Source organism: Oceanobacillus sp. AG, from assembly GCF_009746545.1.
GTDB lineage: Bacteria > Bacillota > Bacilli > Bacillales > Amphibacillaceae > Oceanobacillus > Oceanobacillus indicireducens.
Genome location: NZ_WOWT01000020.1, coordinates 24,426 through 37,060 on the forward strand (window position 1 = coordinate 24,426; position 12,635 = coordinate 37,060).

A 12,635-nucleotide genomic window follows, 5' to 3' on the forward strand; every position below is an offset into this window, starting at 1 on the left:
CCCTCCTTTAAATGTTAGATAACTCTTTATATGAATCATTAGCGAGTTTGTAATATTTCGTCGCATCCTTATATTTATGGATGCTTTCGTAATGCTTAGCAAGCATCGTCGCAAAAATAAGTGTATTTGCATGATCCTTCCGTTTTTTCAGGAATGGAATGAACTTATCCTTAACTAGATTCACAAATTTCTTCGCTTCACCATTAATCGAGTAATGATACGTCCATATCACATAATGGTAAAATTCATAGACTCTATTTTTAGGATGCTTTTTCAATAATTCCAGTGCATCCCCAATCATTTCATTCGCTTTATCAAACTCTTCCATGTCGTAATAAACTTTAATCAGTTCTGTCAGAGCTGGTACTTTATCTTGAACAATGATTTCCTTATCATCTACTATTTCCAGATAATATTTAATTGCTTCCTTATTTTCACCTTTGGTTGCGTACAAGTAACCAAGATTCTGATTGGTGAGTTGGATGAGCTCCCGATTACTGTTTAGGCCGGCAAGATGTTTAGCCAAGTTGTAATTTTCAATCGCTTTATCATACATTTTGATGCGGCGATAAGATATTCCTAAAACGATATGACTTTGCGCGCAACGCATGAAATGATACTTTTTCATAAAGGTATCTAATGCCTTGTTCGCATATTCAATCGCTTCTAACGTGTGTCTTAACTTGCTGTATGTAATGGAAATCGTATAATGCAGATCAGCAACTTCATCTTCTGTCACTTCGAGCTTACGTGTTAATTCTTCCGCTTTTAGGTATTTATCAAGGGCAATCGCTGTTTCACCTGTCTGCGAATAATAATTCCCTCTGTATTTAAACCAGAAGTAAAGCTCCCTTGTTTCAAATGAAGTGGACATCTTATTTAATTTGTTAATCTGGTCAAGAGCCTTATTGTTTTTATCCAAGAGAAGGTAATAGCGAATCTTATGAATTTCGAATAAAAGCATGCTGCCAGACAAATTCGTATCCATCAGTTCTTGCAGCTCTTTGTAAGCTTCCGTAATTTCATCCTGTTGTCGGTTGTAGAATAGCATGCTGAACCATTCTTCACATTTTTCCTCAATCACATCGTCCATTGTTTGGCCTAGTTCAATGCCAAGTCGGTTACATAGCAGCTGGATTATATGTGTACTTGCTTCTGTCTTCAAGTTCTCAATCTTTGACAGGTATGATACGGAAACGATTCCTTCTGCAAGCTCACCCAAGGTCATTTTTTGTTTTGTACGTTGCATTTTGATGAATGAGCCAATTTCTATCATATGTTCCCCCTGCCACCTCTACTAAAATACTATTTCCGCTCGTTATATTTATATTATAGCATAATTTCTAAAAATTCATATTGGGAAAATTATTGACTATAAGTAGCGATTATCTGGGTTAAAATTTTCCTATTTTCCTCAAAAAAGAAAAAATGCCATGTTAATTGTCCAAAAGAGCAATTAACATGGCATTTCTTTATATCTATTAAATTACAGCATTTCTGACGTTGTCTTACCTTGCATATGCTGAATAAGGTAGTCTGGACCGCCTGCTTTTGAGTCGGTTCCAGACATGTTGAAACCACCGAATGGTTGGTAACCTACGATTGCTGCGGTACAGCCGCGGTTAAAGTAGAGGTTTCCAACATGAAAGTCAGCTCGTGCTTGTTCCAGATGTTCACGGTTATTCGTGATAACGGCCCCTGTTAGACCATATTCAGTGTTGTTTGCAATCTCAATTGCCTCGTCAAAGTCTTTAGCTTTCGTTAATGCAACAACAGGACCGAAGATTTCTTCCTGCATGATGCGGGCTTTCGGATCGACATCAGCAAATACAGTCGGTTTAATGAACCAGCCTTTACTGTCGTCCCCTTCTCCACCAGCAACAAGTTTTCCTTCCTCTTTCCCAATTTCAATATAACCCATAATCTTATCATAGGCTGCTTGGTCGATAACCGGTCCCATGAAATTATGATTGTCTGTTGGGTCTCCATGAGTCAATTCATTCGTTAGCTCAATCACGCGATTCTTTACTTGATCATATACATCTTCATGAATGACTGCACGTGAGCAAGCAGAACATTTCTGTCCAGAGAATCCAAAGGCAGATTGAACGATAGATTCTGCAGCAAGCTCTAAATCTGCTTCATTGTCTACCACTATCGTATCTTTTCCACCCATTTCAATGATTGTGCGTTTTAGCCAGATTTGTCCTTCTTGGACAACTGCAGCACGTTCAAAGATACGTGTACCAACTTCACGGGAACCTGTAAAGCTGACAAAGCGTGTGCGTGGATGTTCTACAAGGTAATCCCCCACTTCGCTTCCTGGTCCTGGAATATAGTTGACGACACCTTTAGGCATTCCGGCTTCTTCCAGAACTTCCATCAGTTTATAAGCGATGATTGGTGTTGCACTGGCAGGTTTTAATAAAACAGTATTACCTGTTACCATTGCAGCGGTTGTCGTTCCAGCCATAATTGCGAACAAGAAGTTCCAAGGAGAAATGACAAGCCCTACTCCTAATGGAATATAATGAAACTGGTTATGTTCAATCGGACGGCTATTTACCTCCACCCCGTCTTTTATTTTAAGCATCTGACGGCCATAGTATTCAAGGAAATCAATTGCTTCAGCTGTATCTGCATCTGCTTCTTTCCAAGGCTTGCCACCCTCTTTTACAAGATGGGCACTGAATTCGAACTTGCGACGACGTACAATGGCTGCTGCACGGAATAAAATGTCTGCGCGGAAATTCGGATCTGATTTCCTCCATGTTTTAAACGTTTCATCGGCGACTTCCATCGCTTTATCCGCGAGTTCTTTATTTGATTTCGAAACAAACCCCAGTACCTCTTCTTTATTTGCAGGGTTTACGACTTTAATTTTATCTTCAGTTGTAATGCGTTCGCCACCAATAATGAGCGGGTATTCTTTACCAAATTCCGCTTCAATCTTCTTTAGAGCATCTTCCATCTTCCTACGGTTTTCCTCTACAGTAAAATCTGTGAAGGGTTCGTGTGTGTATGGAACTACCATGTAAAAAACCTCCTCCGTGATTTTGTTGCAATACTAGATTGCAATTCTACTTTATTCCCATCTATTATTGTAACGAAAGTAGTGTAACCGTTCAATAAAAAACGCTTACACGAAAAATAAAATAGACTCGAAGGATAGCAGTTTCTGATTATCCTCCGAGTCTAGTTCTATTAATGATAGATATGAATGGTCGGTTGTTCTTCCTTAGCGTTCCGGTAAATAAGACTTTCCACATTGTTGCTCGAGGTAACATTAACCTCTAAATCATAATAATTCGGGAAAATTTTTTGCACTTGGTCATAGGCGTATTGGGTAAAACCAATTACTTCCGCTTTCCCGTAAAACTCGATTGGGACTTCAATCGTTAGTTGTTGCAGTTCGCCATCGACATAGAAGCCGCTGCCGATCGCCCCGACATAGTTTGGAAAGAAGTCGGCAATTTTATTTCCGAAGTTATTAAAATTCTCATAGTCTGTTAAATATTTATCACGCGCTTCATTGGATGGGAATAGAACATATTCTTCATCAATATCTTCCCAATTACCAATTTTCTTCTCTCCACTTGGAACAAGAGTTTTCGTGACATAGTTTCCCGGTACAGGCGAGTTCTGCGCCTCCTCCCGGTAGAGCGCGATTAAAATTGGTACATCGGGAACGTCTTCTGATTCCCGCAGACGCTCCACAACACTTTCTGCAACTTCATAGCCCTTTGCAAGCATCTCGTTCATTGATATATCATAGTAGAAATAATCTCCACCTTGTTCCAATTGGTAACGATAGACCGACTTCAGAGCGATACCGATTGAAATTCCTGCAACTTGTACGGCATTCTCCTCATCATTCTCCTGTTGCAACAAATAGTTTTGCTCTAAAATATGCGAGAAGATACGTGGATTGTTTTCATTCGCTTCCTTATCCCAATCCTGTAAATCATCCGGTCGCTCCGGGTTAAGTTCATCTATCCAATTAATAACTGTCTCCTCATCCAAGTAGCGTCCTTCCTGAAAATAATAATCCTCTGGGTCAAAGTAATCGACGGAGTGACGTCTCAACCCTTCTTCCATCTCATCAATATCAACGCGGTTTGCCACTTGATTGCCGATTATACCACGCGCTTCACTCGTCCGGTATGGAAGGATCATGCGATATGCCTTTTCCCCCAAGCGACTGCTTGGAACGATGGACGTTTCAACCTCCGTATCTTCCTCATTCTGTAAGACCTCATCATCACTATCCAATGATGGTGCACAGCTTGTAAGCACAAGGAGGGCACATAATAATAGAACCGTCAGCTTTTTCATTTTTCTTCACTCCTTGCCTAACCATCTAACGCTTCCAACAGCTGTTCTTCGTTCCAAATTGTAATACCAAGCTCTCTAGCTCGATCATATTTCGACCCTGCTGCTTCCCCGGCAACGACAAGTCCCGTCTTCTTGCTTACACTGCCGGTTACTTTTCCGCCGAGGGCTTCGATTTTTGCTTTCGCTTCATTTCTGCTTAACTTTTCTAATTTGCCAGTAAGGACGACCGTAATATCCATAAATGGACTATCCTCAGCACCGGTTGCTTTTTTCGGTCCCGTGTACTCCATGTTCACCCCAAGATCTTTTAGTTCTTGGAGCATTGCATTCACTTTATCCTCGGAGAAATACTGTTCCAAGGAATCTGCCATCTTTTCCCCGATTTCATCAATAGCAACAAATTCATCGTACGTTGCTCGCTGCAGACGTTCCATCGTTTCAAATTCCTGGGAAAGAATCTGGGCTGCTTTCTCCCCGATAAATCGGATGCCAAGCCCAAATACTAATTTCTCCAACGAATTGCCTTTTGAAGCTTCGATTGCGTTCAGAAGATTGGATACCGATTTCTCTCCCATCCGTTCAAGTTCCAACAGTTTCTCCCGCTCTAGACGATAGAGATCTGGTATCGTATGAACTAATCCTTCATTAAATAACTGCATGACAAGCTTTTCCCCAAGTCCGTCGATATTCATCGCATTCCGCGAGACGAAATGGATCATCCCTTCGATCAGTTGCGCCGGACAGTTTGGATTAATACAACGGAGCGCCACCTCTTCTTCCAAACGGACAAGTTCTGTATTACATGCTGGACAATGGGATGGCATTGCAAATTCAGCTTCCTCACCAGTCCGTTGTTCTTTCACTGCACGGACAACTTTCGGAATGATGTCCCCTGCTTTTTTAACAACGACTGTATCCCCAATCCGGATATCCTGTTCGCGGATAAGGTCTTCATTATGCAAGGATGCGCGTCCCACTGTCGAACCGGCAATTCGAACCGGCTCTAAAATACCTGTCGGAGTAACAACACCGGTACGTCCCACACTCAACTCGATATCGAGCAGTTTCGTCACCACTTCTTCTGCCGGGAATTTATAGGCAATCGACCATCTCGGGCTCTTTGCTGTAACCCCGAGCTCCTCTTGTTGATTCAAATCATCAATTTTTATGACGATCCCATCGATCTCATATGGTAAATCTTGGCGTTTCTCCGTCCAGTAATTGACAAATTCTATTACTTCTTCAATAGTATCGTATTTCTTCCATTCCGGATTTGTTTTGAAGCCGAGTTCTTGCAAACGTTCCAATCTGGCACTGTGGGTAGGGAGTGTATTACCTTCCCAGACACCGACAGCATACAGAAAGACATCCAAGTTCCTGCTTGCAGCGACTTTCGGATCCAATTGGCGTAAGGAACCTGCGGCAGCATTACGCGGGTTCGCAAATAGCTCCTGATCCTTCTCTTCCCTTATTTTATTCAAGCTTTCAAATGAAGCTTTCGGCATGAACACTTCGCCGCGTACTTCAAGGGTTTCCTTATCTTTAATCGTGAGTGGGATACTTCTTACCGTACGCAGATTCACGGTAATGTCCTCTCCCACCATTCCGTCGCCTCGTGTCGCACCTCGGACAAATTTGCCGTCCTCGTATGTCAAGGAAACGGCGAGTCCGTCAATTTTCAGTTCGCAAATATAGGAGAAATTTTCCCCAAGTGCATTCGTGACCCGTCTCGCAAAATCCCGAAGCTCCTCTTCATTGAAAGCATTGGACAGACTAAGCATCGGTACTTGATGGCGTACTTTCTCAAAGCCTTCAATCGGTGCACCGCCGATCCGCTGTGTAGGCGAGTCTGGTGTGATGAATTCCGGAAATTTCTCTTCCAGTTCTTCCAGTTCTCTTAATTTTGCATCGTACTCTGCATCCGGTACCGTTGGCTTGTCGAGCACGTAGTATTCATAACCGTATTGATTAAGCACTTCCTTTAATGCATCAATTTTTTCTTTAGCTAGTTGTTTATCCACTAGAGAAAGCACCTCTATTCTTTCGTTATCGGAGCAAATTGGGCGAGCAGGCGTTTAACTCCTGTTGGCGCCGGGAAGGCAATATCAAGTTCCATCTTATCTCCTTCGCCCTGGACACGGACAATCGTGCCTGTTCCCCACTTCTTATGATTCGCCTTATCGCCTGCTTTCCACTCCTCATCGGCAGCGGTGGAAGCTTGGACTGTTCGCCGCGCTTTTCGTTTCGGAGTGAATGCCTCTTCCGTTCGGCTTGCAAAGGAACTTCCGAACATGCTTTGTTTCGCTTGTTCCATTCCTTCCAGTAAATCTTCCGGAATTTCTTGGATGAAGCGGCTGATCGGGTTCATATTCGTACGACCATATAACGTACGCATCTTGGCACTCGTTAAATAAAGTATTTTTTCCGCACGGGTGATCCCGACATAAGCAAGCCTACGTTCTTCTTCCATCTCGTCTTCATCAAACATGGATCGACTGTGCGGGAATACATTCTCTTCCATTCCAATTAAAAATACAACAGGAAACTCCAGTCCTTTCGCTGCATGGAGCGTCATCAACGTTATTTTCCGCTCCGTCTCTTCTTCATCTATCTTGTCGATATCAGCAATTAATGCGAGATCCGTTAGAAAGGCGACAAGGGATTTATCTTCTTCAGCACTCTTTTCAAATTCCTTCGTTACCGTTTTGAATTCCTCTAAGTTCTCTAGGCGGCTCTGGGATTCAAGGGTTTGTTCCCTTTTCAACATTTCTTCATATCCCGTTCGTTCGAGCACTTGCTCGACCATATCAGTTGCGGTAAGGAATTCCTGCTGCTGTGCCAAGCTTTGGATCAACTCGCCGAACTCCGCTAGTGAACTCGCAGCCCGTTTTGATACGCCTGTGAAATCCACTTCTTTTACCGCTTCATAAAAGGAAATATCATGCTCCGCTGTATAAGTTCTTAGTCTTTCCACAGTCGTTGCACCGATTCCACGCTTCGGTTCATTTACAATCCGCTCAAAGCTAATATCGTCATCCGGATTCGTGATTAAGCGCAAGTATGCAAGCATATCTTTAATTTCTTTCCGATCATAGAACCTTGTTCCACCGACCATTTGGTAGGATATGTTCGATTTCATAAGTGTATCCTCTACTGCCCGCGATTGAGCGTTCGTCCGGTAGAGGATAGCTATATCATCTGGCTGATAACCATCTTTTATCAATTTACGAATTTCGTCGGCTATAAATAGGGCTTCATCTTGTTCCGTTGTTCCTTCGTAATACGTGATCTTACTGCCATCATCATTTTCCGTCCAGAGATTTTTCGGTTTTCTTCCAGCGTTATTCTCAATCACATGGTTGGCAGCTTGCAGAATCAGTTTTGTTGAACGGTAATTCTGCTCAAGAAGAATGGTTCGTGCACTCGGATAGTCTTCTTCAAAGGTTAAGATATTCCCGATATCCGCACCACGCCAACGATAGATGGATTGGTCCGAATCTCCGACGACACAGAGATTCTTGAAACGGTTCGCAAGTTGCTTCACAAGGAAATATTGCGCATGGTTCGTATCCTGATACTCATCGACATGAATATATTGAAATCTGCGCTGATAATATTCGAGTACTTCCGGCACCCGTTTGAACAGAATAATCGTCTGCATAATTAAATCATCGAAATCAAGTGACTGGTTTTTCCGAAGCATGGTCTGATAGCCGGAATAAACTCTCGCTACCTGTCGTTCAAAAAAGTTCCCAGCCTTCTCTTCAAATTCTTTATCTGTTATCAGTTCGTTTTTCGCCGAACTGATTTGGCCAAGCATTGCCCGCGGATCATATTGCTTGGGGTCAAGATCAATATTTTTTAAAACTTGTTTCACAACCGAGAGCTGATCTGCACTATCTAAAATTGTGAAATTCCGATTGTAGCCAATCCGGTCGATATCTCTTCTCAAAATCCGCACACACATCGAGTGAAAAGTCGATACCCACATATACTCTGCCTCTGGTCCGACGAGACGCATGACACGTTCACGCATTTCCCGTGCTGCTTTATTTGTAAAGGTAATCGCTAAAATATTTCTCGGTGCGACTCCTTTTTCTTCTAATAGATAAGCAATACGGTGTGTCAGCACCCTCGTCTTTCCACTGCCCGCTCCAGCCATGATAAGCAAGGGACCCTCTGTATGCTTCACCGCTTCCTGTTGTTCCTTATTAAGTCCAGCTAATAACTCATTCGTTGTTCGGCTCATTTTTTACCACCGCCTTATTCATTCTTCACTGCTTCCACAGTCTGTAATGCTTCTTCTATATTCGTATAAATGCTGTTGCCGACAATGACGACATCTGCATATTGTTTCATCTCTACTGCTTGCTCTTTCGTTTCAATTCCTCCGCCGTAAAAGAGCTGCGTATCATCCAGTATACCACTTACCGTTTCAACAAGCTCCGGATCACCGTATTTCCCGCTATATTCGACATAAAATATCGGGAGATGGAATACATGTTCCGCCATATAGGCATATGCTTGCACGTCTGCTGCATCAGGCATAAAACAATTCGTGTATGTAAATGCTTTGGCCTCTTCGTTTAAAATACAGTAACCTTCAAAGAATATTTCACTGAATTCCATCAGATCACTATATTCCTTTATCGCTTGGTGCTGCACGTCCATCATATATTTCTTCTCCTTGGAATTCAGGACCATCGGAATGAAATAATAATCAAATCCGGGAGTAAGTGCTTCCTCCTCTGAAACCTCAAGAATACAAGGGATCTGATGGTTTCTTCTTATTCGATTCAGTAAGTCAAGCACCCCGTCCAGCGTAATATTATCGGTTCCGCCAATAATGATGGCATCTGTTCCCGATTCACAAACTGCGTCTAAATCTTCATCAGATATTTCCTTCGCAGGGTCTAATTTAAAGATATGTTTCCACTCGTTTAACACATTAGATTGATTCGTCAACCGCTCCATCCTCCATTATGTTCTTCCATTGATTTATTATAACAAAAAACACGCTGGGAAATTAGGATTTTATTGTGGAATTTATAAGGAATATTGATAGAGGTAAAAAAACAGCAGAAGATGCTACTCCCCTGCTGTCTTTATTATTTATATAAGAAACTATAAAATAAAATGCTATAATAACTTAGATAACCGGGGCTAGCCACGTCCGGCTCCAGCGCCCAGCAACTAGCAAACTTCACACTCCTCCAATCGATAAGTCAACATCGGCTCTCTACGTTCGCCGTGTTTCCTTTATCTCATTCCGGAGTGCTCCAGTTTGTACGTTGCTAAACGGGAGCTTCCGCCTTTGTTATTTGCTTTCTTGTTCTCTGAGGCGATCGACGACTAGTTTATAGCCATCACTGCCGTAGTTTATGCAGCGGCGCACCCTTGATATGGTTGCAGTCGATGCGTTAGTGTCGGTTTCAATCGAACTGTATGTGGCACCTTCCAAAAGCATTTTTGCCACTTGCAATCGTTGAGCGAAAGATTGAACTTCCGACATTGTAGCTAAATCATCAAAGAATTGATAGCATTCTTCACGATTCTTTAATGATAAAATGGCATCAAATAAAAGATCCAATTGTTCTCCTCTTAATTTATCAATTTGCAATGAAAACCCTCCTGATTCACTTTAGGGTAAACTTGCTCCAATCTTATTAATTGGATATCGTTACGGCCTGTTCCATGCCCGGATCATTCGGTACAACATTAATCCATGTCTTACCTGGCACAAAACCAACCGGCTGCCCGTCCTTCATTGGAACAAGTCTACCATTATCGTTCTGCCACTCTACTTCTTGAACTTTACCATTCTGAATGAGATAGGCATTTCCTCCAGAGTCAAAATCAATATTCCGTCTACCTGCATCATCAATCACTTCATGAAACGTTTCAATAATGAATACATTGGCGACTTCTACAGTTGCTCCTGTATTCAAGTCCACCGTTTCTTCCTCATTACTATACCTTTTATATGTTCCCTTGCTTTCATCAAAAACATATTGCACGGTTTCCAGGGGATTTTCACTATAAACTATTTCTACCCGTTCGGCTGTTTCCCCTTCAATTGCCGCAGTTTCTTCTTCGTTTAAAAATGGTAATGGCTCATATTCAGCTGTCATTTCATAGCCCTTACCTTCAGCCGTCTCGTTGATGGCATCGGTTAGTAAGTAAGAGTTATGGGGCGCTTCTCGGGAACTATCCCGTGTAAATAACTGACCATCATTATCATAAGTCGAACCATTTAAGAATGGGATTCCCCGATCGATAATCATTTGATCGATAAAATCTGCCGCTCCGTGATATACGTAAAGAGCTCCGTAGCGGTTTGCCAAGTCAAAATAATATTCCCGGGCACTGCGTACTGGCCCGATTGTATCCGGGATTTCACTTTGGAAGAGCGCAAGCAATCTTGTAATTTTTGCTTCTGCTAAAATCTCAAATACAATATCTGCCTCAGCTAGTCCCGATTGCGGCCGGGCTTGTCTATGGTTGTTCACCATTACACCAATGATGCGGTTATCGACTGGTTCATCTGTATAAAGCCCAGTTAGAGGATATTGATTCTCACCTCCCGCTTGCTCGATGCCGTCCTTTTCGTCACCGCCTGTCCCCTTGCCCTCTTGTTTCGAAGCATTTCCATCATCTTTTGAGCAGGCAACTAATAGAACTCCAATGATTACAGTAATAAATATTAATTTTCTCATCTTCCCACAACTTTCTATTCGCGTATTTGGTAAATTCACCCTTATTATACGCGTTACAGAATCTGCCCGCCACCTCTTCTTGTAATCATTTATCTCTATCATACTTTATCACTTTAACACTGTAAAGCTTAACGTATTTTCAAAAACTGGGACACGGGGTCAGAGTTAGGCCACTGAAAAAGTGCCGATTAAGAAAAATAAAAAAATCAGTTCCCAATTTTTAGCTTTTTTTAGATATAAAAGTGGGGGATAACAACCTAAATTCTTTAGTTGTGGATATCTAAGTGGTATCTGATAATTTGGAATCATGGTTTTTCAGTGGCCTAGGTCAGAGCCAATGTCCCGCTCACCAACTGGCGCAGTTGCCTGACCCTCTGTCCTGCGATTGTTTATCGTGGGCGATATTGATATAATGTAATCAGAATCTACATTATTTTATCACATCATTATACCCTCAGAGGAAGTGAAGAATTTGGCGAACTTATTATTGGTCAATGAGGAAACTTCCCGTTACCCCCAACAGAAGTTTCGCAAGGTAGAAAGTCCCCATGATAAGCTTTTTAAAGAAACATTTAGTCATATTAAAGTGACGAGAAGTTTCTTACACCATTATTTACCACCCGGCATTATGAAGTTTCTTAATACGGACACATTGAAACTCGAGAAGGACAGCTTCATCAGTAAAGAACTGGAAGAAAGTTACTCTGATTTACTTTTCAGCGCAGATATTGACGGGAAAGAAGGTTATGTATATTTCCTGTTCGAACACAAAAGTTATGCTGACAGAACTGTTACCTTTCAAATATTGAAGTACATGGCGGAATTTTGGGATGCAAAGATGAGAAAAGAGAATTTAAAAACTGTGCCACCCGTTATTCCTTTAGTTATGTATCACGGAAACACAAGTTGGAATACTCCCGATAGGCTTAGTAAGGCGATTGCAAATTACGATGACTTGCCAAGGGAAATACGTCAATTTATTCCCAACTACAAATTTTTGCTTTTTGATTTCACCAATTATCCAGATGAAGAAATCAAGGGTGAAGCTCGCATCCGGATCTTAATTACGATGTTCCGCGATATTCGTAAAGCGGAAACGGTTCAAGAATTGCTCAGCATCCTTGAAAGAAGTATTTCTTATTTGCAGGAGTTGGATGATAAACAAACGGGTATGGAATACTTTGAGACGATGCTGTACTATATTTTCAGCACGGCAACGAATGTCACACGAGGAAATACGGATGAAATTACGGAAAAAATAAAGAACCATTATCCAGAAGGGAGCAGAGTTATTATGAGCTTGGCTGATATGTTTCGTGAGGAAGGTAAAGAACTGGGAAAAAAACTAGGTAAAGAGGAAGGTAAAAAAATAGGTAAAAAACAGGGTATAGAGGAAGGAAAAAAACGAGGTAAAAAGGAAATGGAAGAAATGCTTGTTAAAAACGCGATAAAAAAAGGCTTAGATCTCCGTATCATCGAAGAAATAACTGGTCTGTCGCAGGAAGAAATTCAAAAAATCGCCAGCAAACTTAAAAAATAATCTTTACTGCCGACCAAATGGTATGAAACCGACCCTGTTGAACG

Annotated in this window: 9 protein-coding genes; 1 reads left to right on the forward strand and 8 read right to left on the reverse strand. The window is 41.7% G+C overall.

The genetic code is table 11. From position 1 onward, the window contains the following. Nucleotides 1–7 precede the first annotated feature (7 nt). The 8 genes from GN217_RS11690 to GN217_RS11725 all read right to left on the reverse strand — a co-directional run bounded on the left by GN217_RS11690 (nt 8) and on the right by GN217_RS11725 (nt 11,051). On the reverse strand, nt 8–1,276 hold the full coding sequence (locus tag GN217_RS11690) for a helix-turn-helix domain-containing protein (RefSeq protein ID WP_156856864.1): 1,269 nt from the start codon (nt 1,274–1,276) through the stop codon (nt 8–10). Between the two features lie 210 nt (nt 1,277–1,486). Then, nucleotides 1,487–3,034, reverse strand: coding sequence for an L-glutamate gamma-semialdehyde dehydrogenase (pruA, locus tag GN217_RS11695; RefSeq protein WP_156856865.1), 1,548 nt, complete (start codon nt 3,032–3,034; stop codon nt 1,487–1,489). Between the two features lie 170 nt (nt 3,035–3,204). Beyond that, on the reverse strand, nt 3,205–4,335 hold the full coding sequence (locus tag GN217_RS11700) for a CamS family sex pheromone protein (protein ID WP_156856866.1): 1,131 nt from the start codon (nt 4,333–4,335) through the stop codon (nt 3,205–3,207). A gap of 17 nt (nt 4,336–4,352) precedes the next feature. Further along, entirely contained in the window at nt 4,353–6,356 is a 2,004-nt protein-coding gene (gene ligA, locus GN217_RS11705; protein WP_156856867.1) for an NAD-dependent DNA ligase LigA, read from the reverse strand. Nucleotides 6,357–6,370: 14 nt separating this feature from the next. Beyond that, nucleotides 6,371–8,584: a DNA helicase PcrA gene (pcrA, locus tag GN217_RS11710; RefSeq protein ID WP_156856868.1), complete on the reverse strand. Its 2,214-nt coding sequence runs from the start codon at nt 8,582–8,584 to the stop codon at nt 6,371–6,373. A 14-nt stretch (nt 8,585–8,598) separates the two neighbouring features. After that, nucleotides 8,599–9,300, reverse strand: coding sequence for a heptaprenylglyceryl phosphate synthase (gene pcrB / locus GN217_RS11715; protein ID WP_370459772.1), 702 nt, complete (start codon nt 9,298–9,300; stop codon nt 8,599–8,601). Nucleotides 9,301–9,652: 352 nt separating this feature from the next. Beyond that, nucleotides 9,653–9,955 (reverse strand): YerC/YecD family TrpR-related protein, encoded by a 303-nt coding sequence (locus GN217_RS11720; RefSeq protein ID WP_156856870.1) that lies wholly within the window; start codon nt 9,953–9,955, stop codon nt 9,653–9,655. Between the two features lie 46 nt (nt 9,956–10,001). Further along, the gene (locus GN217_RS11725; protein WP_156856912.1) at nt 10,002–11,051 is read right to left on the reverse strand and encodes a DUF3048 domain-containing protein; all 1,050 of its coding nucleotides are present in this window, start codon (nt 11,049–11,051) and stop codon (nt 10,002–10,004) included. A gap of 472 nt (nt 11,052–11,523) precedes the next feature. On the opposite strand from GN217_RS11725, the gene GN217_RS11730 reads away from it, so the two are divergent. Further along, nucleotides 11,524–12,591 carry an Rpn family recombination-promoting nuclease/putative transposase gene (locus GN217_RS11730; protein ID WP_198042642.1) on the forward strand — a complete coding sequence of 356 codons (1,068 nt, stop codon included), beginning with the start codon at nt 11,524–11,526 and terminating at the stop codon, nt 12,589–12,591. Nucleotides 12,592–12,635 lie beyond the last annotated feature (44 nt).

Bases quoted from the DNA above. Each gene is read 5' to 3' on its own strand.
- GN217_RS11690 (WP_156856864.1), bottom strand. From the start codon at position 1,276: ATGATAGAAATTGGCTCATTCATCAAAATGCAACGTACAAAACAAAAA.
- pruA (WP_156856865.1), bottom strand. From the start codon at position 3,034: ATGGTAGTTCCATACACACACGAACCCTTCACAGATTTTACTGTAGAG.
- GN217_RS11700 (WP_156856866.1), bottom strand. From the start codon at position 4,335: ATGAAAAAGCTGACGGTTCTATTATTATGTGCCCTCCTTGTGCTTACA.
- pcrA (WP_156856868.1), bottom strand. From the start codon at position 8,584: ATGAGCCGAACAACGAATGAGTTATTAGCTGGACTTAATAAGGAACAA.
- GN217_RS11725 (WP_156856912.1), bottom strand. From the start codon at position 11,051: ATGAGAAAATTAATATTTATTACTGTAATCATTGGAGTTCTATTAGTT.